The sequence below is a fragment of the Streptomyces sp. Ag109_G2-15 genome, from assembly GCF_900215565.1.
Classification (GTDB): domain Bacteria; phylum Actinomycetota; class Actinomycetes; order Streptomycetales; family Streptomycetaceae; genus Streptomyces; species Streptomyces diastatochromogenes.
Map to the genome: position 1 here is coordinate 6,991,975 of NZ_OCNI01000001.1, position 24,049 is coordinate 7,016,023.

General features: G+C 71.4%; 22 protein-coding genes and 1 pseudogene. 11 read left to right on the top strand and 12 right to left on the bottom strand.

Annotated features, from left to right (window positions below):
• Positions 1-54: 54 nt before the first annotated feature.
• On the top strand, positions 55-648 hold the full coding sequence (locus tag CRP49_RS31475; RefSeq protein WP_097256392.1) for an NADPH-dependent FMN reductase: 594 nt from the start codon (positions 55-57) through the stop codon (positions 646-648).
• Between the two features lie 4 nt (positions 649-652).
• Here CRP49_RS31475 and CRP49_RS31480 read toward each other — a convergent pair whose 3' ends face one another.
• The gene (locus CRP49_RS31480; protein ID WP_097256393.1) at positions 653-1,120 is read right to left on the bottom strand and encodes a MarR family winged helix-turn-helix transcriptional regulator; all 468 of its coding nucleotides are present in this window, start codon (positions 1,118-1,120) and stop codon (positions 653-655) included.
• A 113-nt stretch (positions 1,121-1,233) separates the two neighbouring features.
• Between CRP49_RS31480 and CRP49_RS31485 the strand changes: the two genes are divergently transcribed.
• Together CRP49_RS31485 and CRP49_RS31490 are read left to right on the top strand one after the other, a co-directional pair.
• A complete protein-coding gene (locus tag CRP49_RS31485; RefSeq protein ID WP_097257642.1) occupies positions 1,234-2,316 on the top strand; it encodes a substrate-binding domain-containing protein in 1,083 nt (360 codons plus the stop codon).
• A 193-nt stretch (positions 2,317-2,509) separates the two neighbouring features.
• The gene (locus CRP49_RS31490; protein WP_097256394.1) at positions 2,510-4,222 is read left to right on the top strand and encodes a cytosine permease; all 1,713 of its coding nucleotides are present in this window, start codon (positions 2,510-2,512) and stop codon (positions 4,220-4,222) included.
• On the opposite strand, the gene CRP49_RS31495 is transcribed toward CRP49_RS31490, so the two are convergent.
• From CRP49_RS31495 to CRP49_RS31505, 3 genes are all read right to left on the bottom strand, one after another.
• The gene (locus CRP49_RS31495; RefSeq protein WP_097256395.1) at positions 4,215-4,871 is read right to left on the bottom strand and encodes a response regulator transcription factor; all 657 of its coding nucleotides are present in this window, start codon (positions 4,869-4,871) and stop codon (positions 4,215-4,217) included. The genes CRP49_RS31490 and CRP49_RS31495 overlap by 8 nt on opposite strands.
• On the bottom strand, positions 4,868-6,112 hold the full coding sequence (locus tag CRP49_RS31500; RefSeq protein ID WP_257033546.1) for a sensor histidine kinase: 1,245 nt from the start codon (positions 6,110-6,112) through the stop codon (positions 4,868-4,870). The genes CRP49_RS31495 and CRP49_RS31500 overlap by 4 nt, the downstream gene beginning before the upstream one ends.
• Positions 6,113-6,202: 90 nt before the next feature.
• Complete coding sequence (locus CRP49_RS31505) at positions 6,203-7,336, bottom strand: ABC transporter substrate-binding protein (RefSeq protein ID WP_097256396.1); 1,134 nt, start codon at positions 7,334-7,336, stop codon at positions 6,203-6,205.
• A 270-nt stretch (positions 7,337-7,606) separates the two neighbouring features.
• Here CRP49_RS31505 and CRP49_RS31510 point away from each other — a divergent pair.
• The 5 genes and pseudogenes from CRP49_RS31510 to pqqB all read left to right on the top strand — a co-directional run.
• A pseudogene (locus tag CRP49_RS31510) lies at positions 7,607-8,386 on the top strand (cytosine permease); the annotation flags it as partial.
• Positions 8,387-8,456: 70 nt separating this feature from the next.
• Complete coding sequence (locus CRP49_RS31515) at positions 8,457-9,164, top strand: GntR family transcriptional regulator (protein ID WP_097256397.1); 708 nt, start codon at positions 8,457-8,459, stop codon at positions 9,162-9,164.
• A 134-nt stretch (positions 9,165-9,298) separates the two neighbouring features.
• Positions 9,299-9,694 carry an SseB family protein gene (locus CRP49_RS31520; RefSeq protein ID WP_097256398.1) on the top strand — a complete coding sequence of 132 codons (396 nt, stop codon included), beginning with the start codon at positions 9,299-9,301 and terminating at the stop codon, positions 9,692-9,694.
• Positions 9,695-9,728: 34 nt separating this feature from the next.
• On the top strand, positions 9,729-10,841 hold the full coding sequence (locus CRP49_RS31525; RefSeq protein WP_097256399.1) for a hypothetical protein: 1,113 nt from the start codon (positions 9,729-9,731) through the stop codon (positions 10,839-10,841).
• Positions 10,842-10,900: 59 nt separating this feature from the next.
• The gene (pqqB, locus tag CRP49_RS31530) at positions 10,901-11,797 is read left to right on the top strand and encodes a pyrroloquinoline quinone biosynthesis protein PqqB (RefSeq protein WP_257033547.1); all 897 of its coding nucleotides are present in this window, start codon (positions 10,901-10,903) and stop codon (positions 11,795-11,797) included.
• Positions 11,798-11,919: 122 nt separating this feature from the next.
• On the opposite strand, the gene CRP49_RS31535 is transcribed toward pqqB, so the two are convergent.
• The 4 genes from CRP49_RS31535 to CRP49_RS31550 form a co-directional block, all read right to left on the bottom strand.
• On the bottom strand, positions 11,920-12,318 hold the full coding sequence (locus tag CRP49_RS31535; RefSeq protein WP_097256400.1) for a MarR family winged helix-turn-helix transcriptional regulator: 399 nt from the start codon (positions 12,316-12,318) through the stop codon (positions 11,920-11,922).
• 73 nt (positions 12,319-12,391) lie between these two features.
• Positions 12,392-12,742: a VOC family protein gene (locus CRP49_RS31540; RefSeq protein WP_094219291.1), complete on the bottom strand. Its 351-nt coding sequence runs from the start codon at positions 12,740-12,742 to the stop codon at positions 12,392-12,394.
• 128 nt (positions 12,743-12,870) lie between these two features.
• Positions 12,871-15,180, bottom strand: a complete 2,310-nt coding sequence (locus tag CRP49_RS31545) for an FtsX-like permease family protein (RefSeq protein WP_097256401.1) — start codon at positions 15,178-15,180, stop codon at positions 12,871-12,873.
• On the bottom strand, positions 15,177-15,884 hold the full coding sequence (locus CRP49_RS31550; protein WP_097256402.1) for an ABC transporter ATP-binding protein: 708 nt from the start codon (positions 15,882-15,884) through the stop codon (positions 15,177-15,179). The genes CRP49_RS31545 and CRP49_RS31550 overlap by 4 nt, the downstream gene beginning before the upstream one ends.
• Positions 15,885-16,023: 139 nt before the next feature.
• Between CRP49_RS31550 and CRP49_RS31555 the strand changes: the two genes are divergently transcribed.
• On the top strand, positions 16,024-16,872 hold the full coding sequence (locus tag CRP49_RS31555; RefSeq protein ID WP_097256403.1) for a sensor histidine kinase: 849 nt from the start codon (positions 16,024-16,026) through the stop codon (positions 16,870-16,872).
• On the top strand, positions 16,869-17,552 hold the full coding sequence (locus CRP49_RS31560; protein WP_097256404.1) for a response regulator transcription factor: 684 nt from the start codon (positions 16,869-16,871) through the stop codon (positions 17,550-17,552). Before CRP49_RS31555 ends, CRP49_RS31560 begins: the two co-directional genes overlap by 4 nt.
• Before the next feature lie 15 nt (positions 17,553-17,567).
• On the opposite strand, the gene CRP49_RS31565 is transcribed toward CRP49_RS31560, so the two are convergent.
• From CRP49_RS31565 to CRP49_RS31580, 4 genes are read right to left on the bottom strand one after another with little or no spacing between them, the layout of a single operon-like run.
• Complete coding sequence (locus CRP49_RS31565) at positions 17,568-18,602, bottom strand: LacI family DNA-binding transcriptional regulator (RefSeq protein ID WP_097256405.1); 1,035 nt, start codon at positions 18,600-18,602, stop codon at positions 17,568-17,570.
• Positions 18,599-19,504, bottom strand: a complete 906-nt coding sequence (locus CRP49_RS31570) for a carbohydrate ABC transporter permease (RefSeq protein WP_097256406.1) — start codon at positions 19,502-19,504, stop codon at positions 18,599-18,601. Before CRP49_RS31570 ends, CRP49_RS31565 begins: the two co-directional genes overlap by 4 nt.
• Complete coding sequence (locus CRP49_RS31575) at positions 19,501-20,427, bottom strand: carbohydrate ABC transporter permease (protein ID WP_097256407.1); 927 nt, start codon at positions 20,425-20,427, stop codon at positions 19,501-19,503. Before CRP49_RS31575 ends, CRP49_RS31570 begins: the two co-directional genes overlap by 4 nt.
• The gene (locus CRP49_RS31580) at positions 20,424-21,740 is read right to left on the bottom strand and encodes an ABC transporter substrate-binding protein (protein WP_097256408.1); all 1,317 of its coding nucleotides are present in this window, start codon (positions 21,738-21,740) and stop codon (positions 20,424-20,426) included. Before CRP49_RS31580 ends, CRP49_RS31575 begins: the two co-directional genes overlap by 4 nt.
• Positions 21,741-21,979: 239 nt before the next feature.
• On the opposite strand from CRP49_RS31580, the gene CRP49_RS31585 reads away from it, so the two are divergent.
• Complete coding sequence (locus tag CRP49_RS31585) at positions 21,980-24,001, top strand: beta-galactosidase (RefSeq protein WP_097256409.1); 2,022 nt, start codon at positions 21,980-21,982, stop codon at positions 23,999-24,001.
• The last annotated feature ends 48 nt before the right edge of the window (positions 24,002-24,049 follow it).

Sequence of the window (24,049 nt, forward strand, 5' to 3'; positions counted from 1 at the left end):
CCAGCCTGAGCACGGTCTGGCTGTGGTGGTGACGCCGGGCCGATCGTGGTGGGCATGGAGAACACACACAAGCTCGTGATCATCGTCGGCAGCGTCCGCGACGGACGCTTCGGTCCGGTCGTGGCGTCCTGGGTCGCCGAACAGGCAGGCCTGCACGGGGGTTTCGACGTGGAAGTCGTCGATCTCGCCGAGATCGACATCCCGCTGTCCCTGCCCGCGGTGTCGCCGAAGTACGCCGGCGACGACTACCCCCGTCCGGCCGGGATGGCGCCGCTCACCTCGGCGCTCGCGGACGCCGACGCGTTCCTCGTGGTCACCCCGGAGTACAACCACAGCTACCCCGCCTCCCTGAAGGCGGCCATCGACTGGCACTTCACCCAGTGGACGGCCAAGCCCGTCGCCTTCGTCAGCTACGGCGGCGCGGCGGGCGGCCGGCACGCGGTCCTGCACCTGGAGAACGTCCTGACCGAGCTGCACGCGGTGACGATCCGCGACGGCCTCGCCTTCCCGAACTACTTCACCGCCTGGCAGGACGGCCGACCGCTCGATCCCGAGGCCCCCGGGTACGCCAAGACCCTGCTCGACCAGCTGGCCTGGTGGGCGGGCGCGCTCCGGACGGCACGCGAAGCGGCTCCCTACCCGGCGTGACGCCTCAGCCCGCAGGCTGACCTTCCGTCATTTTCCTCTGTGCTACGGCACCTTGGTCCAGCACGGTGGTGAGCCGGGACAGGGCGCCGGCGAGGGTCCCGTCGTCGTCGATGGTGGTGAGCAGGCGGGCCTGTTCCGTGGCGACCCGGTGGGCCGCGCGGTCGTGGAGGATACGGCCGCGGGCCGAGAGGTGGAGCAGCACGCGCCGGCGGTCGGTCGGGTCGGGGCGGCGGTAGACGAGGTTGTCGGCGACCATACGGTCCACGAGCTTGGTGAGGCTCGGTGCCGGCATGAGGGCATGGTCGGCGATCTCCGTCATCGGGTGGCCCCGGCCGTCGGCCGTCAGGGACAGCACGCGCCACTGCTCCAGGGAACAGCCCTCCTCGGCGAGCAGGGCGGCCAGCCGGCGGGCCAGCCGCCGCTCGGCATGGCTCAGCAGGTGGGCGAGGTCCGGCGACGGTTCCGAAGGCATTGCCGGTGTCCTTCCGGTCGGTCTACTGTGCGGGCAGATTACGGGCCTTAGCGAGGGAGCCGGGGCCGGGGGGCGATGTGCGTCCTCCACCAGCCCCCGTGGAGGTCGGTTTGCTGGGTCCCAGGCCGTCGTGGCGCACCGGGAGCGCGCAGGACACGCTCACCGTGTGCCTCGTCGTGCCGCTGCGCGGCCCCGCCGGCATCTTCGGGCCGTCGTGCGAGGCGTCGGCGCTGCTGGCGGTGGACGAACTCAACGCGGCGGGCGGCATCCTGGGCCGGGAGGTCCGGCTCCTCGTGGTGGACGGCGGGGCGCCACCGGGGCACGTGGCCGCCGAGGTCGAGGCGCTGGTGTCGCTGGGCGCGGTCGACGCGGTGGTGGGCTGGCACATCTCCGCGGTCCGCCGCGCGCTCGCGCCCCGCATCGCCGACCGCGTCCCGTACGTCTACACCGCGCAGTACGAGGGCGGCGAGCGCACCCCCGGGGTGTTCCTGACGGGGGAGACCGACACCGCTCAACTGCTGCCCGCCATACGGCTGTTGGCCGAGGCGACGGGTGCGCGGCGCTGGTGCACGGTGGGCAACGACTACGTCTGGCCCAGGGTGACGGCGCGCGCGGCACGGCGGTGTGCCCGCGCCGCCGGAGGCCGGGTGCTCGCGGAGGCCTTCGTACCGCTGGGTACCGAGGAGTTCGGGCCGGTGCTGCGCCGGATCGAGCGGAGTGCGGCGGACGCGGTGCTGATGCTGCTGGTCGGAGAGGACGCGGTGCGCTTCAGCCGGGCCTTCACCGCCCACGGACTCCACGGGCGCTGCCAGCGGCTCAGTACCCACCTGGACGAGAACATGCTCCTGGCGGCGGGCGCCGACGCCACCGAGGGGCTGTGGGCGGCGGCCGGCTTCTTCGAGACGCTGGCCACCGCGGAGAGCCTGGACTTCGGGCGGCGCTACGCACGGCGGTTCGGGGTGGAGGCGCCGGTGGTAGGCAGCCTCGGCGAGTCGTGCTTCGAGGGGCTGCGGCTGCTCGCCGCCCTGGCGGGACGGGCCCGGTCGCTGGACGTACGGGCGATGCGTGCGGCGGCCGACGAGGTCGCCTACGAGGGGCCGCGGGGTCCCGTGCGGCTGCGCGGCAACCACCTTGAGCAGCGGCTCTACCTGGCCAGGGCGGACGCCTTCGCCTTCGACGTCGTCGCCCAACTCTGACCTCCCGTCACCTGTCCGTCCCTCACGTGTCCGGTCCCTCGCCCGTACGTCGACACTACCCCGGGCAGAAATATTTTCGTCAGGAAGTATCAAGGCTTTTAAAGGCCTCGAAACTGACGGGAAACACGTCGGCGCCAACCTTCCCTCGAACTGCCCCTGCAGAAGAACTGCCCCCGCGGAAGAGGGAAGAGCCGTGACGGAGATCGTCGACAACCAGGCACCACCAGCCCCACCCGGCAGCCGTACCTACAACGGCTGGACGCAGAACGACACGCTGGAGGACTACTCCCTGCGCTACGCGCCCAAGTCCTTCCGCCGCTGGACGCCGTACGTGGTGGCCACGACGGCACTGGGCGGTATCGCCTATCTCGCGGACTTCGCCATCGGCGGCTCCATCGCCATCTCCCACGGCTTCTCCAGCGCCATGGTGGCGATCCTGGCGGCGGCCGTGGTCATCTTCCTCACCGGCATCCCGATCTCGTACTACTCGGCCAAGTACTCCATCGACATGGACCTGCTGACCCGCGGTGCGGGCTTCGGCTATCTCGGCTCGACCCTCACCTCGGTGATCTACGCCAGCTTCACCTTCATCTTCTTCGCCCTCGAAGGGTCGATCATGGCGCAGGCCCTGGAGCTGGGCCTGCACATCCCGCTCGCCGTCGGGTACATCATCTGCTCGCTCATCATCCTGCCGCTGGTCGTCTACGGCATGACCGCGCTGTCCAAGATGCAGGTGTGGACCCAGCCGATCTGGCTCGTGCTGATGGTCGCGCCATTCGTGTCCATCGCGATCCAGGAGCCGGGCAAGTTCTCGGAGTTCACCCACTTCGCGGGCGACTCGCCCACCGGGTCGAGCATCAGCATGCTCGGGGTCGGGGCGGGCGCGGGTGTCGCGCTGTCGCTGATCGCGCAGATCGGTGAGCAGGTCGACTACCTGCGCTTCATGCCGGACAAGACGCCGGAGAACGCGAAGAAGTGGTGGGGCGCGGTGCTGAGTGCCGGTCCCGGCTGGGTGGTTCTCGGCGCGGCCAAGCAGATCGGCGGCGCCTTCCTCGCCTTCTACATCGCCGGCAGCGTGGGCCTGTCGAAGGCCAACGAGCCCATCCAGCAGTACGTGCACGGCTTCAAGACCTTCGCGGCTCCGGTCGCCCTGGGCCTGGCCACGTTCTTCGTGATCCTGTCCCAGATAAAGATCAACTCGACGAACGCGTACTCCGGTTCGCTGTCCTGGTCGAACTTCTTCTCCCGCCTGACCCACCGTCACCCGGGTCGGTTGGTCTACATCTTCCTCAACGTCGGCATCGCGCTGGCCCTGATGGAGGGTGGCGTCTTCGGCTTCCTCAACACGGTGCTCGGCTTCTACTCCAACGTGGCCATCGCCTGGATCGGCGCGGTCGTCGCCGACCTGGTCATCAACAAGCCGCTGAAGCTCAGCCCGTCGTACATCGAGTTCAAGCGGGCCCACCTGTACAACTTCAACCCGGTCGGCTTCGGCTCGATGCTGATCGCCTCGGCCGTCTCGATCGCCGCGTACTTCGAGGCGTTCGGCGACTACGGCAAGGCGTACTCCCCGTTCATCGCGCTGTTCCTGGCGATGGTGCTCTCGCCGTTGTTCGCGGTGCTCACGAAGGGGCGCTACTACATCGCCCGCGTCGACGACCTGGACGAACCGCTGCTGGGCGCCGACGGACTGCCCTCGCGGGCCACGCTGACCTGCTCGGTGTGCACGACCGAGTTCGAGCGGCCGGACATGGCGGGCTGCCCCTTCCACCAGGGCGCGATCTGCTCGCTGTGCTGCAGCCTGGAGAAGGACTGCCACGACTCCTGCAAGAGCGCCGGAAGTTCGGGGCCGGTCGACCTCGCCATGCCCGCCGTGCGCTCGGGCGGCGGACCGTCTCCTACCTGAGGTCGATGAGACCCCGGCGGACCGCCTCCGACACCGCCGCCGCCCTGTTGTCGACGCCGAGCTTCCGGTAGACGCGCACCAGATGCGTCTTGACGGTCGCCTCGCTGAGATACAGGGAGGCGGCGATGGAGCGGTTGCTGTGACCGTCGGCCATCAGCCGGACGACCTCCCGTTCGCGGTGCGTCAACTCCGGTGCGGGGCTGACCACATGGCCGACGAGATCACTGACCACCTCCGGGGCGAGACCCATCCCGCCGGCCGCGGCACTGCGCACCGCCCGGAAGAGGTCAGCGGGCGGGCCCGCCTTGAGGACGTAACCGCGTGCACCCGCCTCCAGCGCGCGCACGACGTCGGCGCGGCCCGCGTAACTTGTCAGCATCACCACGGGCAGGGCGGGCGCCCGGGCGATCAGCCGGCGGACCGCCTCGACACCGTCCGGACCGCCGTCCGGCCCCGCGAACCGCAGATCCATCAGAACGACATCCGGCGCCAGCACAAGCGCCAGCCCAACAGCCTCGTCACCGCTACCCGCCTCACCGACCACCTCAAGATCCGGCTCCCCGTCCAGCAGGGCCCGCAACCCGGCCCGGACGACCACATGATCGTCGGCGATCAGCAGCCGCAGCGGAGCGGGCGCCGAGGGCGTCATCGGACCGCCGCCGAAGCCACCGGCGCCGCCGGACCCGACCGTGCGTGGACCGGCAGCACGGCCCGGACGCGCGTGCCCCGGCCCGGGGTGCTGTCGACGTCCAGTTCGCCGCCGTACGTCCGCAGCCGTGCCCGTGCCGACGGCAGGCCGTAGCCGCGGTGGGGTGCGGACGTCGTACCCGTGAAGCCGACGCCGTCGTCGTGGACCTCCAGTTCGACGCGGTCCGGGTGGTGGTGGAGGGTCACCAGGAGGCGGGTGGCACGGGCGTGTTCGCGGACGTTGGCCAGCAGGCCCCGGGCCACGCGCAGCAAGGTGGTGGCGGACTGTTCGTCCAGGTCAAGGTGGTGCGCTGTGGTCGAGTGGAATCGCACCTGCGCCGCGGTGCCGTCCAGTTCCGCGCGGGCGCACAGCAGTCGCAAGGAGGCTTCCAGGCCGGCCTCGGCGACCGTGGGCGGGGTGAGGTCCCGGATGATCCGGCGGGTCTCGGCGAGGCCCGCGTCCAGGCCGTCGGCCACCGCGCGTACCCGCGTACGGGCCACCTCCGGCCGGTCCTCCCAGTCCCGTTCGGCCGCCTGGAGCAGCATCAGGCTGCCGGACAGCTCCTGGGCGAGCGTGTCGTGCAGATCCCCGGCGATGCGCGCCCGTTCCTCCAGCACTCCCGCCCGGCGCTGCTCGCGCGCCAGCACGTCCCGCGTGCCGCGCAACTCCTCCACCAGCCGCTGCCGTTCCGCCGCCTCCCGCTGCTGCCCCCGGTACAGCGCCACCGTGCCCCAGACGGCCGCCACGGGAACCAGCACCGTCTCCGCGTCGAACCCGCCCGCACCGCCGCTCAGTTGCCCGACGAGCACGACGGTGACGGCGCCCACCGCCACCTTGGCCGCGCGGTGCCCGAGCGCCCGCAGGGCCGCGCACGCGAGCGGCACGGCACACCAGACGTACGCGCCGGTCAGCGGGCCCGGGGCGAGGAGGACCAGCACGGTCCACAGCAGGAGCAGCGCCGCCACCCAAACGTGCCGGGCGCCCGCGCCCAGCCGGCCCCACAGCGTGAGACCGGCCGCATAGACGCCCGCGAACAGCGCGCTGACGGTCACCATGTCCCAGCACAGCGCGGAGGGCATCCGGAAGAGCCGGACCAGTGCGGCCGCGACGACGATGAAGAAGACGAGGTGCGCGACGGGCTGCAGCGCGACACGGACGCAGAGAGCCGCGGGCCGAACGCGGGCGAGGCCGGGGCCGGACACGGCACACCCCCTGGACGAATGATCCAACAGGGCGTCCGAGTCTATCCCCAGCCTGTATGACCGATGTGAAGACCGCCGCCCGGCCGCCCGTTACGCCCCCGGGTGCAGTCCGAGCCAGCCGGGCGTCGGCTCGCCCTTCACCTCGCCGAAGTACAGCGCGAAGGTCTGTTTCCAGCGCTCGACCGCGGCCCGGTCCGCCATGAACCGCGGGAAGCCGTCGAGATCGGCGTCCGGGTACTCCCAGACGGGCTTCAGGCTCCCCGCGGGAGTGACGTCGGTGCGCACCGACCAGCCGTTGAACGACGCCTGCTGCCGCTCGACCGACAACTGCCAGTTGAGGTACAGCTTCGCGGCCGTCGGATGTGAGGCCCGCCGGAGGATCGCGGCACGCTGGCCCCAGGCCATGAACGGGTGCCCGTCGGCCACCACGAACCGCACCGGCGACGAGGCCGGCGCGGTCAGCGACCCCGAGCCGCCGACGCCGATCGCCTTCTGCCCGGCGCGCACCGCGTCACCGGGCGAGTTGCTGCCCCGGGCGAACCGCACGTCCTGCGCGGCGAGCCGGGCCACCCAGTCCCAGCCGTAGCGCTGGACGTAGCGGGAGTAGAGGAAGAGGACCGCGTCGTCGTCGTGCGGATACGAGGAGGCGATCCGCCCCTTCCACTTCGGGTCGACGAGATCGAGCGGGCTGCGCGGCGCGTCCGAACCGACCGCCGTGGGGCCGTACATGAAGCTGAAGGCGATCACCGCGACGGCGACCCAGGCGCCCTGCGGATCGCGGAAGGCGTCGTACAGCTTCGAGAACCCGGCCGGCCGGTACGGCAGCAGGCGGCCCTGCTCCTTCCAGCGGACGAAGTCCTGGAGGGTCTGCAACTGGACGACGTCGGGGACGAGGGTGCCGGTGGCGAGCTGGTTGTCGACGCGGACGTCGTGGTACTTGCTGTAGTCGACGATCAGCGTCAGGTCGATGCCCGGGAAGCGCTCCTTGAACGCCGCCTTGGTGCCGTCCTGCTGGGTCGGGGTGTCGCCGCCGGCGTAGATGACGAGCCTGCCGCCCTCGGCGAGGGCGTCCCGGTACAGCTCGTCCAGTGTCCTGTCCTCCTCGGCCCCCGCGGTCCGACGGGCGGCCGCGGCCGGGGTCGTGGTGGCGCCGAGGGCACCGATGCCGAGCGCGGCGCCGGCACCGGTGGTGAGGACACGGCGTCTGCTGGGGAAGCGGGGCATGCTGACGAGACCTCTCTCAGGGGGGGAGTGTGCGGAGCCCCGGCGCCGTGGGCGGCGTCCAGTCTCGCGCGGTTCCCGAGGGCCGCGCGTCGTGCGGACGGACGGAAGAGGGCCACAGGCGGTGCAATCCCCGTTCAACCGAACGGTTGACCCGGCCGTCCGGTCCGCCCGCACCCTCCCTCTGCGCCCCGCGACTTCCCTTGCGCCCCCCGACGCACCGACCTAGCCTCGACTGGACACGTCTGGACAGGTGGGGCAGGTAGGTGGGCGATGACGCATCCGCAGGACTCCGTCGACAGCAGATCCACCGGCCGCCAGATCCAGCTGGAGACGCACGGACTCGACGTGATCGGGGACGCGGAGCGCAAGGGCACCCCGCGCACGCTGTTCTGGCCCTGGTTCGGTGCGAACGTCTCCGTCCTCGGCCTCAGTTACGGCGCCTTCGCCCTCGGCTTCGGCATCTCCTTCTGGCAGGCACTCGCCGCCGGCGTGCTCGGCATCGTCGTCTCCTTCCTGCTCTGCGGCTTCGTCGCGGTCGCCGGCAAGCGCGGCTCGGCGCCCACGATGGTGCTCAGCCGGGCCGCCTACGGAGTGCGCGGCAACCGGCTGCCGTCCGTCATCTCCTGGATGCTCACCGTCGGCTGGGAGACGGTCCTCACCGCCCTCGCCACCATGGCCACCGCCACCGTCTTCAGCCGGCTCGGCTGGGGCGGGGGCACGGAGACCAAGGTGGTCGCCCTCATCGTGGTGGCCGCGCTGACCGTGGTCGGCGGGGTCATGGGCTTCGACCTGATCATGCGCCTGCAGACCTGGATCACCGTGATCACGGGCGTGCTCACCGTCGTCTACGTCGGCCTGGTCGCCGACCACGTCCACTGGAGCACGGTCAGCGCGATCCCGGCGGGCTCCGCCCAGGAGTTCATCGGCGCGCTGGTGTTCATGATGACGGGCTTCGGGCTCGGCTGGGTCAACGCCGCCGCCGACTACTCCCGCTATCTGCCCCGCAGTTCGTCCAGCCGGGGCGTGATCGGCTGGACCACCTTCGGCGCCAGGTGCTGGACCTCTACCGGCCGCTGATCCGGGTCACCACCATCGACGACCTGCTCGCCGAGGCCCGGCCATGACCGGCGTCCCGCTCAAGCACCAGCGGATCAGCCGGATCCTCGCCCGGGAGATCCGCAGCGGCCGCCGCCCGGCGGGGGAGCAACTGCCCGGCGAACACGCCCTCGCGCAGCGGTTCGGCGTCAGCCGTACGACCGTCCGCGCGGCCCTCGCCGAGCTGTCCGAGGAGGGGCTGATCACCACCCGCACCGGCAAGGGCTCCTACGTCCTCTTCGACGGCGGCCCGCTGGACGACGGGCTCGGCCGGCCCTGCGCACTGGCCCTGCAGGGCGTCGAGACCCGCGTGCGCACCCTTGCCGTACGCGAGACGCACGACAGCGGCCTCACCGACGAACTCGGCCTGGAGAAGGACGCGTTCGTGTGTGTGGAGCGGACCCGGGAGCTGGTCGCGGACGGCACCGTGGTGTCGTACGAACGCAGCTACCTGCCACCCCTGTCCGTGATCCGGGAGCTGCCCGCCAAGGGGCTCGGCCAGGACTCGCTCACCGAGGTGCTGCTGCGGGCCGGGCTACGGCCCGACCACGGAGAGCAGCGGATCTCCGGGCGGCGGATCGACGCCCACGAGGCGGAGCTGCTGCGGCGGACACCGGGCGACTGGTTCCTCGACACGCGGCGCACCAGCCGGGCGGCCGACGGCTCCTTCGTCGAGCACGTCGTCAGCCTGCTCGACCCCGACCACTTCCAGCTGACCCTCGCCTTCGGCTGACCTGCCACGACAGGCACCCGCCCGCCCCGGAATCCGCACGCATGTCCCGGGCCGCACTGGGTACGCGAGCGGAGCGCGCCCGGGCGGCTGCCCGTGCGTGTGGCCGTACGACCGCCGCTACCTGGGGATCTGCCATGGAAACACCCACACACGACGACCACCCGACGCCGGCCCAGCGGGCACTGGACGCGCTGGCCGTGAACGCCGAGGACCAGGCCGCCCTGGACACCCTCGCCCACAGCGACGTACTCGTCCCCGTACCGGACGACGCGGTGGACGGGGACGGCACCGACACGATGCTCGCCCTCCCCGTCCTCGAACAGGCCGGGGGCGATCCGGTCGTCCCCGTGTTCACCTCGGAAGGCGAGATGGCCGAGCTGCTGCCCTTCGTCTCCCGCTACCACCTGATACCGCTCGGCGCACTGGCGGCCCACTGGCCCGACGAAGACCTCTCCCTCGCGATAGACGGCAGCTCGAAACACGGCCTGACACTCACGTCGCATGGGGTACGGACGCTCCTGGCAAGGTGAGCCGCAGCCAGCCTTCGGGCGCCAAAATACCCCCATGCAATGGATCTCCGGAGTAGCAGGCGCACTCGTACTGGTACTGGTCCTGACCAGCATCCTCCGCACCCTCGTCGTGCCCCGAGGCCTCTACTCCGTGCTGGTGTTCCGCCTGTGGTGGCTGCTGCGCAGGCTCCTCAGGCTCGCCGCCCCGCGAGGCGGCTACCACGCCATCGACCGCGCCCAGACCTGGCTCGCCCCGCTGATGCTGATCGGCATGCTCGTCACCTGGCTCGGCGGGGCCCTGCTCGGCTTCGGCCTGCTGCTGTACGCGGCGTCCCCGCTGTCCTGGACGACCGCCTTCCGCGAGGCGGGATCCAGCCTGTTCACGCTCGGCTTCGCGAGCGGCGCCCGGCTGAAACTCTCCGTGCTCGACTTCATGGCCGCGGCCACCGGGCCCGTTCTGATCGCCCTCCAGATCGCCTACCTGCCCACCCTCTACGCCGCCTACAACCGCCGCGAACTGGAGGTCACCCTGCTCCAGGCGCGGGCCGGCGAGCCCGCCTGGGGACCGGAGATCCTCGCCCGGCAGTGGCTGGTCGACACCGAGACCGCGCTGCCCGAGCTGTACCGGGCCTGGGAGCGCCTGGCCTCGGACATGGGCGAGAGCCACTCCACGTACCCGGTCCTGCTGAGCTTCCGCTCCCCGCGGCCGCACCGCAGCTGGCTGGTCGGGCTCGTCGCCGTCATGGACGCGGCCGCCCTGCAGCTGGCGCTCGACCCGCGCCTCGCCCCGCCGGAGGCCCGCCTGGTGCTGCGCGCCGGGTTCACCGCCCTGCGCGACATCGCCCGGGTGGTGCGCATCCCCTTCGACCCCGATCCCTCGCCGGGCAGTCCGATCCGGCTGACCTTCGAGGAGTTCGACGAGGCGGTGGCCATGCTGGGGGCGGCCGGCTTCCGTGCGGAACGCAGCCCGAAGGAGGCCTGGCCGCACTTCCAGGGCTGGCGGATCAACTACGAGGGGGTCGCGTACGAGCTGTGCCGCCGCTGTGACGCGGTGCCGGGTCTGTGGACCGGCCCCCGCGACTTCCCGGGCGGGCCCATCCCGCCGCAGCGCCCGGTGGACCGCAGGCCCGGCGCAGGACGGCCGGAACTGCCCCCCGTCCCGGAGTAGTCACCCCGCCCTCCGGCGGGAAGATCCCAGCGGAAGGTCCGGTGCATGCGAAGGAGCCGATGATCGTGAGGATCGTCCTGCTGGGCACCGCCGCCGGAGGCGGCTTCCCGCAGTGGAACTGCGCCTGCGCGCTCTGTGCGGCCGCCCGTAAGGGCACGCTTCCCTCCCGCACCCAGGAGTGCGCGGCCGTCACCGGCAACGGCCGCGACTGGTGGCTGCTCAACGCGTCACCCGATCTGCGTGCCCAGCTCACCGCCACCCCGGCCCTCTGGCCAGGCCCCGGGCCCCGGGACACCCCGCTGCGCGGGGTACTGCTCACCGACGCGGAGGCGGACCACGTCACCGGTCTGACCGAGCTGCGCGGAGCGGCGGGCCTGAAGGTCTACGCGGCCCCGCCGGTCCGCGCCGTCCTCACGCCCGCCCGCGCCGCCCTGGACCGCTACGCCTCCTGGGAGTGGGCCGACAGCCTGGCCGACGGCGGCTTCGTGCTGTCCGGCGGACTGGTCGTCACGGCCCATCCGGTGGGCACCAAGATCCCGAAGTACGTACCGGCACAGGCGCCCGAGACCGGCGCCCCCTGGGTGACGGCGTACCGCGTCGAGGACCTGGCCAGCGGGGGAGTGCTGGTGTACGCGCCCTGCGTCGGCGCCTGGAGCCCTGCGCTGGACGAGCTGTGCGCGTCGGCCGACTGCGTGCTCCTGGACGGCACCTTCTACGCGGCCGACGAGATGGGCACCGCGGTCCGGACCGGTGCCGGGCAGGCGGCCATGGGACACCTGCCGGTCGCGGGCCGGCACGGCTCACTGGAGGCCTTGGCCCGCCACCCAGGCCCGCGCCGCATCTATACCCACCTCAACAACACCAACCCGCTGCTCGACCCCTCCTCACGGGCACGCGCGCGCGTGGCCGAGCAGGGGGTGGAGATCCTGCCGGACGGGGCGGAGCTGACGCTCTGAGCGGGGTCGGCGAAGTCGGCTGCGGTTCTGCAGCGTCGCAAAGGGGCGCGGGGAACTGCGCGACCAGCCACGATGGCGCAGCAGACGGCTGACGGCACATCGCGGCACATCCCGCGGAGCGCTCAGCCGGCCCGTTCGGCCAGCATCCGCGCCAGCACGGCCCGCTGCAGGGGCAGTACCTCGGCGTACAGGGCGCGGCCCTTGTCCGTGAGGGCGACCCACACCCCGCGCCGGTCCTCCGCGCACACCGAGCGCTCGACCAGGCCCTCCTTCTCCAGGCGGCCGATCAGCCGGGACAGCGCGCTCTGGCTGAGATGGACCCGTCCGACCAGGTTCTGCACCCGGCACTGGTCGCCCGCCTCGGGCGCCGCGGTGGCGAGGATGTCCAGCACCTCGAAGTCGCTCGCGCCCAGCCCGTGCGGGTGCAGGGCGCGGTCGATCTCGCACATCGTGTGCGCGTGCACGGTGAGGATGTCCCGCCACCGTTCCTCGAGCCGGGCGTCGGCCGTCTTGACTGCCATACCCGCACCGTAGCACCGATCCGGCCAATCGTTGAGTGTGCAACTAGTGCGGGTGCATGCGCTCGTACGAGCCTCAGGCGGACGGGTCCTGGAGGAGTCCGATCAGGTTGCCGTCGGCGTCCTTCACCGAGGCGATCAGCCTGCCGTTGCCGACGTCCCGCACGTCCTGGACGACTTCGGCGCCCGCCGCCAGCAGGGCCGCGAGCCGCTCCCGGAGGTCGGTCACGTGCCAGAACGGCACCGGGCCGGTCAGGCCCTGAGCGTGCCCGTTCGGGTCGAGGCCGACATCCTGTCCCTCGGCCTTGAAACCGACGTAGTAGGGCTGGTCGGCGTACGGCTCGACGCCCAGCAGGACGGTGAACAGGGCCTTGGCCCGGTCCTTGTCCTTGACGGGGTAGATGATCGTCTGCAGGCCTGCGGTCATGGGACTCACTCCTTCGCGGTGCGTGGGCCGACGGGTTTCCGTCGGTGCTCTCACGCTAGGGCGGGGGAGCCCGGCGCCGCTTCTCCGATCCTGACCGGTTGCGGCGGCGGGCTCCCCGGGCCCGCTGGTCACTCGCTGCGCAGCACCTCCGCGACGGTCAGGCGGGCGGCCCGCCGGGCCGGGACGAACGCGCCCAGGACCGCGATCACGAGCCCCGCCAGGGCCAGACCGGCCAATGTCGGGGTGTGCCAGACGTCCGTCATGTACGAGGGCAGGGTGATGTCGACCCCCGCCGCCATCCGCGGGATCACCAGCTCGTAGCTGACGATCCCCAGCGGGATCCCGAGCAGGGAGCCCACCGCGCCGAGCACCGCCATGGAGGTCACCGTCATCACCGTGACCTGGCGCGGGGTCATGCCGATCGACTTGAGCATGCCGAGGTCGCGGCGCCGGTCGTGGGTGTTGAGGACGGCCGTGTTGAACACGCCGAGCGAGGAGACCAGGGCCAGCATCAGGGTGAGCGCGGTCGCGGAGCCGACGATGGTGCGGGTGACGTTGTTCGGACCGCTCAACTGGAGGGACAGACCCGGGTCGGCCGCCCGCACCGCGCGCGCGTACGCCTGCTGATCGGCGCCCTCGCGGAGTCTGACGTGGTAGGCGATGGGCTTCACGTCCGGCATCAGGGACGTGACCGTCGGCCAGGCGCCGACGACCAGCCGGTCGTTGTCCAGCATGGTCTCGCCGACGATGGTCAACCGCTCCTCGCGGCCGCCCTTGCGCAGCCGCAGGTGATCTCCTACGTGCGTGCCGGTCCGGTGCAGGAACGCCGTGCCGGCCACCACCTCCCCGGTGCGGTGCGTCCAGCGGCCCCGGATGAGGACGCTGTCCAGGGGCACGTCCCCGCGCCGGCCCTCGCACATGACCACCTGGGTGGAGCCGACGAGGAGCGCCTCCTCGTCCGACCGCGCCGTGACCCGGGTCGCTCCCGGCAACGACTCCAGCATCGCCTGGAGCTGCCGGTCGCTGTGCACCGGCCGCACCTCCTTGCCGTGCCGGTAGTTGCCGACGTACACGGTGACGTCGAACGCACGCTGTCCCGCATTCCCGAAGTCGGTCAACGTCGCCGCCAGACCGGTCGCGAACGTCACCGTCGTCACGCCGAGGGCCACGGCGGCCAGCGTGAGCGCGCTGCGCGCCGGACGGGCGAACGGCAGCCCCACGCCCAGGCTCACCGACCGGGGCAACCGGGCACTCGCCAGGCGCCGCTGGATGCCCAGCGCCCGTCCGGCACGTGGCGCACTTCCCGCACTGATCGCCCGCGACGCCGGCATCCGGCGCGCCCGCAGCGAGGGTCCCAGGGCCGCGAGCACGCACACGAGCGGCATGCCGAGCAGAGCGAGCGCGTTCACCCAGGGCGCGATCCCGACGCTGTCGTGCAGCACCCCCGAGTTCGGCCCGGTGAACACGAACTGGAAGAAGGGGTGTGCCAGCAGGTTGCCGGCGAGTGTGCCGAGCGCACAGCCCAGGACGGACGGCACGGAGATCATCACGAGGTAGACGCCCAGCACCTGCCCCGGCGTGAACCCCAGCGCCTTGAGGATGCCGATGTGCCGGAACCCGGAGACCACCGCCCCGCCGACCACGTTGGCGACGATCAGCACCGCCACCAGGATGCCCAGGACACCGAACGCCATCAGGTACGGCGCGTACGCGCGCGCGGTGCTGCCGATTCGGTGCTTCAGTGCCAGATACGTCTCGGATCCGGCGAGGCCGCCCTTCGGCAGGTCCTCGGTCACGTCGGCCATTCCCGCGCGCAGCGCGCGCTCCGACGACGCGTCCCGGAACCGGAACAGCATCTGGGTGCCGGTCGGGTGCAGGGCGGTGATCTGGTCCGGGTCGACCCAGGCGTCCGCCGTGTGGCTCAGGTCGAAGGCGAACCCGACGATCGTGAGCGTGGGCCCCGACGGCACGCGGAACTTCTTGCCCATGTCGTCGGCGGTCCAGTCGGACTGCCGGTTCAGGACGATCTCCCCGGGCCGGGTGGGCCACCGGCCCGCCCACAGGTTCACCCGGTCCACCGGGCCACCGGGACCGGAACGCCCCACCACCGTGACCTCGCCGCCGAGACCGAAGTCCCCCGCATCGCGCGGAAGGTCCACCGAGGCCTGCCGGAACGGCCCGGCCACCGCCTCGACCCCGGACTGCCGGGCCGCGTGCGCCAGTTGGGCGTCCGACACCTCGGCCGCGTCGAACGCGGCGATGACATGCGGCCCGCGCTGTTTCCCGAAGACGTGGTCGAAGGGCGCGGACGCCGCGTCGACCAGGCCCAGCGCGACCACCATCGACCCCGTCGACACCAGCGTGACCAGCCAGATCACCAGCGTCTGCAGCCGCCGCCTGCGTACGGCCGCCCGCGCGGCCTTCCACACCGCCCTCATACCGACGGCTCCAGGGTGTGCTCCCCGGTGACCCGGCCGTCGGTCAACTCCACCAGCCGGCTCGCACAACGCTGTGCGAGACGCTCGTCGTGCGTGACGATGACGAGCGTCTGCCCGATCTGGTTCAGATCGATCAGCAGATCCATCACCTGCTCCCCGGCCCGGCTGTCCAGCGCGCCGGTCGGCTCGTCGGCCAGCAGCAGCGCGGGACGGTTCATCAACGCCCGTGCCACGGCGACCCGTTGCCGCTCACCGCCGCTGAGGACCGCCGGATAGGCGTTGCGGCGGTCCGCGATGCCCAGCTCCTCGAACAGCTCCAGTGCCCGCCGCCGGGCCTGCCTGGCCGGTGTCCCGGTCAACTGGGCGGCCAGGGCCACGTTGTCCAGGGCCGACAGGTCGTCGATGAGGTTGAAGAACTGGAAGATCATGCCGATCCGGCGCCGCCGGTACAGCGCGAGCCCCTTCTCGCTCAACTCCCCCACGTTCTCGCCGTGTACGACGACCGTGCCGGCCGACGGCCGGTCGAGACCGGCGATCATGTTGAGCAGCGTGGACTTGCCGCATCCCGAGGGCCCCATCACCGCGACCGCCTCCCCGGCCCGGATCTCCAGCGACACCCCGTCGAGGGCGACCGTCTCGCCGTACTCCTTGCGCACTCCGTCGAGCCGTACGACGGTGTCTCCCGTTCTCACCTCAGTGACCATGGACAGGACGCTAGAGGGCGCACCGGGCCCCGGGCATCCCTCCCCGGATGGCACCCGGCGGCGGGACTCATCCCACGGATGCAGGGCGCTGAATCCACAGGTCGATGCGGATGTCAGTGCCGTCTGAGAGAGTGAGGCCATGGGGGGACACGACGTGGTGGCGGCCACGCTCGCGGTGGCGTGTACGGCCGTCGTGGCGCTGACGGTGGCGCTGGTGCGCACCCGGCGCCGGTGGCAGGCGGCCGTGGGGGAGCGGGGCTGGCTGCTGGAGCGGGAGCGGGAGAGTGCCGCCGAGGCCGCGATCGCGGCCGAACGCGACCGGATCGCCCGCGAGTTGCACGACATCGTCAGCCACAACGTCAGCCTCATGGTCGTCCAGGCGAGCGCCGCCCGTGAGGTGCTCGGCACCATGCCCGACGAGGCCGCGACCGCCCTGCGCGCCGTCGAGGACGCCGGGCGGGGTGCGATGACCGACCTCAGACACCTGCTGGGGCTGCTGGCGCCCGCGCAGAACGGCGAGGACACCGACCCGGGCCCGGCCCGCGCCGACGACCCCGGCACGCCCCTCGCCCCGCAGCCCGGCCTCGACCGGCTCGGTCACCTGGTGGACCGGATATCGTTCGCCGGCCTGCCGGTCGAGGTCCGTGTCTCGGGCGAGCCGCGCCCGCTGCCAGAGGGTGTCGACGTGACCGCCTACCGCATCATCCAGGAGGCCCTGACCAATGCGCTCCGGCACGGCGACGGCGGCAAGGCGGACGTGACCGTGCGCTACGCCGACCACGCCCTGCGCGTCGAGGTGCTCAACACCGGCCCCAGCGTGCTGACCGGCACCGCACCGGCCGCACCGAAACCGCACGGCGCGGGCACCGGGCGCGGTCTGCTCGGCCTGCGCGAGCGGGTCGCCGTCTACGGCGGTGACCTGGACGCCCGGCGCAGACTCGGCGGCGGCTACCGCGTCCGCGCCCGCATACCCCTGGACCGCCCGTGACGGCTCAGGCGCCCGAGCGGGCGCCCCGCGTCCTGATCGCCGACGACCAGACGCTCATCCGGACCGGCTTCCGGCTGATTCTCACCGCCCGGGGCATCGAGGTGGTGGGCGAGGCCGCCGACGGTGCCGAGGCGGTCGCCGCCGCCCGTGAACTCCTGCCGGACGTCGTGCTCATGGACATCCGGATGCCGACCATGGACGGCCTGGAGGCCACCCGGCGCATCCTGGAGCAGACCCCCGGCTGCCGGGTGCTCATGCTGACCACCTTCGACCTGGACCGGTACGTGTACACGGCCCTGTCGCTCGGGGCCAGCGGCTTCCTGCTGAAGGACGTCACCCCGGAGCACCTGGCGGCGGCCGTACGACTCGTCGGCACCGGCGACGCCCTGCTGGCGCCGCAGATCACCCGGCGCCTGGTGGAGCGGTACGCGGCCGAGGCCGAGCGGACGGCCGCGTCCGTCCCCGTCGACCTGGCCGCCCTCACACCCCGCGAGCGTGAGGTGCTGACCCTGATGGGGCGCGGCCTGTCCAACACGGAACTGGCCGCCGAGCTGACCCTCAGCGAGGCCACGGTCAAGTCCCATGTGGCCCGGATCTTCGCCAAGCTGGGGCTGCGCGACCGGGCCCAGGCGGTCGTCCTCGCCTATGAGACGGGGCTGGTCAGAGCAGGGTTGCGCTGACCAGCCCGGGCGTCCTCAGGTCGACTCGCGGCGTACGAACTCCGTCGGGAGGATCACCGCGGCCGGGTCCTCGCCGCCTATCTGGGCGAGCAGCACCCGCACCATCTCGGCGCTGATCCGGTCCCACGGCTGACGGATGGTGGTCAGCGCCGGGGTGACGGCGGTCGCCGCGGGGGAGTCGTCGAAACCGCCGACGGCGATGTCCTCCGGCACCCGCTTGCCCGCCCGCTGCAGCACCGCCAGCACGCCCTGCGCCATCAGGTCGGAGGCGACGAACACGGCGTCCATGTCCGGGGCCTGCGCCAGCAGCCGCTCCGCGCCCGCCTCGCCGCTGGCCCGGCTGTAGTCGCCGGAGACGATCAGCCGCTCGTCCACCTCGACGCCCGCCTCGGCGAGCACCTCCTTGTACCCGGCGAGCCGCTCCACACCACCCGGGGTGTCCAGCGGACCGGTGACCACACCGATCCGGCGCCGGCCCAGCGACAGCAGGTGCCGGACCATGTCCCGGGCGCCGTCGCGATCGTCGGCGGCCACGTAACTCACCTTCGAGCCGAGACCGATCGGCTTGCCGCAGGCGACCAGCGGCACGCCCGCCTCCCGCAGCTCCTCCGCGACCGGATCGCCGGAGTGGCTGGAGACCAGCAGCACCCCGTCGACGTGCCCGGCCGTGATGTACCGCGTGATGCGCCGCCGTTCGTCCTTCGTCCCCGCCAGCATCAGCAGCAGCGGGATGTCGTGCGCGGCCAGCGCCTGGGTGCAGCCGCTCAGCAGCACATTGAAGTTGGGATCCTCGAAGAACCGCTCCTGCGGCTCGGTCAGCAGGAAGCCGACCGAGTCGGAGCGTCCGGTGATCAACGAGCGGGCGTGCCGGTTCACGACGTACCCGGTCCTGCGGATGGCGGCGTTGACCGCCTCCTGCGCGGCGGGGCTGACGTAGTGCCCGCCGTTGAGCACGCGCGAGACGGTGCCTCGTGAGACCCCTGCCTCGCGCGCCACGTCGTGGATCGTCGGCGGTTTGCGCCGGCCCCCCGAATTGCTGCTCATGGTCATGACTTTACGGCCCCGGAGAGGAGATCCAGGCTCCAGAACCGCTGGATGACCAGGAACAGCACGATCAGCGGGAGAACCGCGAGGAACGCGCCCGTGATCACCAGCGTGTACAGCGCCGGGGTGTTGGAGCCCTGCTCCAGCAGCGTGTACAGACCCAGGGTGAGCGGGAACCGCTCGTCGTCGCTGAGCATGATGTACGGCAGCAGGAAGTTGTTCCACACGGCCACGAACTGGAACAGGAACACCGTGACCATGCCGGGGATCATCATCGGCAGCGCGATCCGGGTGAAGATCCGCCACTCGCTCGCCCCGTCCATCCGCCCGGCCTCCACCACGTCGGCGGGGACGGCGGCGGCCGCGTAGATCCGCGACAGGTAGACGCCGTACGGGGAGAGGATCTGCGGCAGCAGCACGGACAGATAGGAGTCCGTGAGGTTCGCCTTCGCCATCAGCAGGTACTGCGGGATGGCGAGGATCACCGGCGGCATCAGGACGCCCGCGAGCAGGACGTTGAACAGCGTCTCGCGGCCCCGGAAGCGGTAGGTCGCGAGCGCGTAGCCGCTGAACGCCGAGACGGCGGTCGACAGCAGGGCGCCGAGACCGGCGTACAGGGCGGAGTTGGCCATCCACTGCCAGTAGATGCCGTCGCGGTAGGCGTTGAGGTCCTTGATGTTGCCGGTGAAACCGGTGCCGGGCAGGAAGGTGAAGGTGGAGAACAGCTCGTGCCCGGACTTGGTGGACGCGATCACCACCCAGGCCACCGGCAGCAGGGTGTAGATCGCGCCGAGCAGCAGCGTGACGGTCGGGATCAGCGCGATCCGGCGGCGCAGCGGCGGTCGCTGGGCGGTACCGGGCGTGGTGCCCGCCGCCGGCTCCGCCGTGCCGAGGGCAAGAGAACTCATCGTGCTTCCTCCTGCTTGTTACGACTGTTCGCGGCCCGCAGGAAGGCGAAGGACAGCACCAGGGTGGCCAGCGCGATCAGGGTCGCCTCGGCGGCTGCCGAGTAGATGTCGCCCCGGTGGAAGGCGTCCTGGTACACCTTCATCAGCGGACTCCAGCCCGTGTTGAGGGAGTTGGTGAGCGGCCGGAGCGTGGTCGGCTCGTTGAACACCTGGAGCGTCGCGATGATCGAGAAGAAGAAGGTCAGCACCAGCGAGGGCGCCACCATCGGGATCTTGATCTTCAGCGCGATCTGCAGCGGGGTGGCGCCGTCCAGCTTCGCCGCCTCGTACACCTCGGCCGGGATGGACCTGAGCGAGGTGTAGATGACGATCATGTTGAAGCCGGTGCCGCCCCAGACCGCGATGTTCGATATGGCGAGGTACAGCGGACCGCCGTCCAGCAGGTTCGGCTGCGGCAGGTTCAGCTTGTCCAGCACGTAGTAGAACGGGCTGACGTCCGGCAGGTACAGGAAGCCCCACATCAGCGCGGCCACCACGCCGGGGATGGCGTACGGCAGGAAGATCGCGAGCCGGGTGAAGGGGGCCAGGCGCACCCTCTCGGTGTCGAGCATCAGCGCGAACAGCAGGGCGAGGCCGAGCATCACCGGGACGACGATGCAGCCGTAGCCGAGCACGCGCAGCGCGCCATGGAGCAGTTCGCTGTCGTGGAAGGCATCGGTGTAGTTGCCGAAGCCGGCCCAGACCTCCTTGCGGGCGCCCGCGCCCAGGCCGAGCCCGGAGACGTGCACCTTGCGGAAGCTGAGCCAGACCGCGTAGCCGATGGGCAGCGCGAAGAACAGGAGGAACAGGGCGGTCGCGGGGAGGAGGAAGGCGTACGGGGCCCCCTTGACCCCGTACGACCTCCGGCTTGTGGTGCTGGTCACTGAGAAACCCCGAAGCCCTGCTTCTTCATGTCGGTGACCGTGGCGTCCTGCATCTTGTCCAGGGCGGCGCCGAAGTCCGACTTGCTCTTGGCGGCGGCGCCGAACGCGTCGTTGAAGGTCGCGTAGGCGACGTTCACGTTCGGGCCCCAGGCGGACGGCGCGGTGGTCTTCGCGATGTCGGCGGCCTTGGTGTAGAAGTCCGGCTGGTTGGAGAAGTACGCCGGCGGGTTGGAGAAGGCGCCGCTGAGCTGGGCGGAGGTGGAGGCCGGGTAGATGCCGCCCTCCTTCGCCAGCGCGTTCAGGGCGTCACCGTCGGTGTTCAGCCAGGCGGCGAACTTCGCGGCGGCTGCCTGGTGCTGGGAGTCGGTGGTGACGGCGGTGGAGGAGCCGCCCCAGCTGCCGGTGACGTCCTGGTCGAGGGACCACTGGGGGAGCGGGGCCATGGCCCACTTGCCCTTGGTGTCCGGCGCGGCCGTGGTCAGCGTGCCCGGTGCCCACACGGCGCTGACCCAGGCGATCTCCTTGCCCGTGTTGAGCGCCTTGTTCCAGGCCGGCTGGTACATCGGCTGGTTGTCGATGACACCTTCCTTGACCAGCCCGCCCCAGAACTTGGCGACCTTCTGGGTGGCGGCGTCGTTGATGGCGACCTTCCACTTGTCGCCGGAGGTGGTCCACCACTTGGCGCCGGCCTGCTGGGCGAGACCGGCGAAGAGGCCGGAGTCGTTGGCGGAGAAGGTGGTCAGGGCCTTGTCCGGTGCCTTCTTCTTCAGCGCGCGGGCGGTCTCGGCGAACTGCTCCCAGGTGGTGGGGACCGTCAGGCCGTACTTCTTGAACAGGTCCTCGCGGTAGTAGAACATCATCGGTCCGATGTCCTGCGGCACCGCGTAGACCGCGTCCGTGCCCAGCGTGGTCTGCTGCCAGACGCCGTCGGCGAACTTGCTCTTCGCGTCGCCGACCTCCTTGGATATGTCGGCCAGCGCGTCGTTGCTGACCAGCGTCGGCAGCGCCTGGTACTCGGCCTGGACCAGGTCGGGCGCCTTCTTCGCCTTGTGCGCGGTGAGGATCTTGGTGACCAGCGTGTCGCCGGACGCCTGCTTCTTCACCGTGACGGTGATCTTGTCAGTCTTGCCCGGCCCCTTGTTCCACAGGTCGACGACCTTGTCCATGCCGGGTGTCCAGGTCCAGTACGTCAGTGAAACCGGGCCGGATTCGGCCTTGCTGTCGTCCCCGGAGCCGCAGGCGGTGAGGGCGGTGGCGCCGAGCGCGACGGCGACGGCGGATGTCACGAGGCGGCGGCGCTTCGTGTGCGGCATGGATCTCTCCCCTGACCTGGGTCCCCGCCCGCTGCGGGGACCTGCCATGCAGATGTGTGCACGTTCACATGACCCGGGTGCTCACCCGTCGGGAGCCCCTGCCATGCTTCTGTGAGCGTTCACAGTAGAGAAACATCCCGGACACTTGTCAATGGTTGTTGCTGTGCGGTTATGTTGGGCTCGCACCGCCGATCCTGTGTGTGCACGTTCCCAAATGATCGATTTCACGGGAGAGATCCATGCCGGAGACCAGCCCCAGGGGCCTCACCAGGCTCGCCTTCGGTGGGGATTACAACCCCGAGCAGTGGCCGGAAAACGTCTGGCAGGAGGACGTGCGGCTGATGCGCGAGGCCGGCGTCACGATGGTCAGCGTCGGGATCTTCTCCTGGGCCCTGCTGGAGCCCTCACCCGGGGTGTACGACTTCGGCTGGCTGGACCGGGTCATCGGTCTGCTGCACGACAACGGCATCCGCGTCGACCTCGGCACGCCCACCGTGGTGCCGCCCGCCTGGTTCTACCGGGAGCACCCCGAGGCGCTGCCGGTGACCGCGGAGGGCGTGCGCTACGAGTTCGGCTCGCGCGGCGCGATCTGCCACAGCAACGCCGACTACCGCGCCGCCGCGGCGAACATCACCACGAAGCTCGCCGAGCGCTACGGCGACCACCCCGGGCTCGCGCTGTGGCACGTGCACAACGAGTACGGCGTCCCCGTCTCGGCCTGCTACTGCGACTCCTGCGCCGCCCACTTCCGGCGTTGGCTGGCGGACACCTACGGGACCGTCGAGGGCGTCAACGAGGCCTGGGGCACCGCCTTCTGGGGCCAGCGCTACTCGGGCTTCGAACAGATCAACCCGCCGCGCGCCACGCCGACCGTCGGCAACCCGGGCCAGGCGCTGGACTACAAGCGGTTCGCCGACGCCACCATCCGCGAGAACTTCCGCGCCGAGCGGGACATCCTGCACCGCCTCTCGCCGGGCGTCCCGGTGACGACCAACTTCATGACCGCGCTCAGCCAGTGCGACTCCATGGACTACTGGGCCTGGGGCCGCGAGGTCGACCTCGTCACCAACGACCACTACTTGATCACCGACGGCCGCCGCACCCACGTCAACCTCGCCATGGCGGCGGACATCACCCGCTCCGTGGCCGGCGGCACCCCCTGGCTGCTGCTCGAACACTCCACCTCGGGCGTCAACTGGCAGCCCCGCAACCCCGCCAAGGCCCCCGGCCAGATGGCCCGCAACTCCCTCGCCCATGTGGCCCGCGGCTCCGACGGCGCGATGTTCTTCCAGTGGCGCCAGTCCCGGCGCGGCGCCGAGAAGTTCCACTCGGCGATGCTCCCGCACGGCGGCACCGACACGCGCGTGTGGCGCGAGGTGGTCGAACTCGGCGCGTCCATCGACTCGTTGGGCACCGTCCGGGGCACCCGCACCGAGGCCGACGTGGCCATGCTGTGGGACTGGCAGTCCTGGTGGGCGCAGAACCTCGCCTGGCGGCCCAGCGAGGACCACGACCCGCGCGAGCGCGCCGACTCCTTCTACGAGGCCCTCTACGACCGCCACCTCACCGTCGACTTCGCGCACCCGGAAGCCGACTTGTCGAGGTATCCCCTTGTCGTCGTACCGGCTCTGTACCTGATGACGGAGGCGGCCGGGAACAACGTCCGGGAGTACGTCGAGAACGGCGGCACGCTCGTGGTGTCGTACTTCTCCGGCATCGTCGACGAGCACGACGCCGTGCACGAGGGCGCCTACCCGGGCGCGCTGCGCGACGTCCTCGGCCTGACAGTGGAGGAGTTCTCGCCCCTGCTGCGGGACGAGCGGGTGCGCCTGACCGGTCCCGACGGCTCCGAGCTGACCGGCGACGTGTGGACGGAGTTCGTGGTGCCGCGCGGCGCCGACACCGTGTGGACGTACGCCGACGGGCTCGCCGCCGGCCGCCCGGCGGTCACCCGGCACCGGCTCGGCGAGGGCACCGCCTGGTACGTCTCCACCCGCCTCGATGCCCACGGCCTGGACGCGCTGATCGGTTGGGCCGCCGACGACGCGCGGATCGCCCCGCGCGCCGACCTGCCCCGCGACGTCGAGGTCGTGCGCCGCGGCGGTGAGTCGGGGACCTATCTCTTCGCGATCAACCACACCACCGGCGACGCCAAGGTGCCGCTGGACAGGCCCGGCACCGAGCTGCTGACGGGCGAGCGCGCCGCGTGCCGCCTGGCGGTCCCGGCGGGGGCCGTGCGGGTCGTACGACTCGACGGCTGAGCAGGCTCCCCTCCGTCCGCGTGTGCCACGAGAGCCGCGGGCGGAGGG

Excerpts from the sequence above, each read along its gene's own strand:
- pqqB (WP_257033547.1), top strand. The coding sequence starts at position 10,901 with ATGATCGTGAGGATCGTCCTGCTGGGCACCGCCGCCGGAGGCGGCTTC.
- CRP49_RS31535 (WP_097256400.1), bottom strand. The coding sequence starts at position 12,318 with ATGGCAGTCAAGACGGCCGACGCCCGGCTCGAGGAACGGTGGCGGGAC.
- CRP49_RS31540 (WP_094219291.1), bottom strand. The coding sequence starts at position 12,742 with ATGACCGCAGGCCTGCAGACGATCATCTACCCCGTCAAGGACAAGGAC.
- CRP49_RS31570 (WP_097256406.1), bottom strand. The coding sequence starts at position 19,504 with ATGAGTTCTCTTGCCCTCGGCACGGCGGAGCCGGCGGCGGGCACCACG.
- CRP49_RS31550 (WP_097256402.1), bottom strand. The coding sequence starts at position 15,884 with ATGGTCACTGAGGTGAGAACGGGAGACACCGTCGTACGGCTCGACGGA.
- CRP49_RS31585 (WP_097256409.1), top strand. The coding sequence starts at position 21,980 with ATGCCGGAGACCAGCCCCAGGGGCCTCACCAGGCTCGCCTTCGGTGGG.
- CRP49_RS31475 (WP_097256392.1), top strand. The coding sequence starts at position 55 with ATGGAGAACACACACAAGCTCGTGATCATCGTCGGCAGCGTCCGCGAC.
- CRP49_RS31565 (WP_097256405.1), bottom strand. The coding sequence starts at position 18,602 with ATGACCATGAGCAGCAATTCGGGGGGCCGGCGCAAACCGCCGACGATC.
- CRP49_RS31505 (WP_097256396.1), bottom strand. The coding sequence starts at position 7,336 with ATGCCCCGCTTCCCCAGCAGACGCCGTGTCCTCACCACCGGTGCCGGC.
- CRP49_RS31545 (WP_097256401.1), bottom strand. The coding sequence starts at position 15,180 with ATGAGGGCGGTGTGGAAGGCCGCGCGGGCGGCCGTACGCAGGCGGCGG.
- CRP49_RS31480 (WP_097256393.1), bottom strand. The coding sequence starts at position 1,120 with ATGCCTTCGGAACCGTCGCCGGACCTCGCCCACCTGCTGAGCCATGCC.
- CRP49_RS31525 (WP_097256399.1), top strand. The coding sequence starts at position 9,729 with ATGCAATGGATCTCCGGAGTAGCAGGCGCACTCGTACTGGTACTGGTC.
- CRP49_RS31515 (WP_097256397.1), top strand. The coding sequence starts at position 8,457 with ATGACCGGCGTCCCGCTCAAGCACCAGCGGATCAGCCGGATCCTCGCC.
- CRP49_RS31520 (WP_097256398.1), top strand. The coding sequence starts at position 9,299 with ATGGAAACACCCACACACGACGACCACCCGACGCCGGCCCAGCGGGCA.
- CRP49_RS31495 (WP_097256395.1), bottom strand. The coding sequence starts at position 4,871 with ATGACGCCCTCGGCGCCCGCTCCGCTGCGGCTGCTGATCGCCGACGAT.
- CRP49_RS31580 (WP_097256408.1), bottom strand. The coding sequence starts at position 21,740 with ATGCCGCACACGAAGCGCCGCCGCCTCGTGACATCCGCCGTCGCCGTC.
- CRP49_RS31555 (WP_097256403.1), top strand. The coding sequence starts at position 16,024 with ATGGGGGGACACGACGTGGTGGCGGCCACGCTCGCGGTGGCGTGTACG.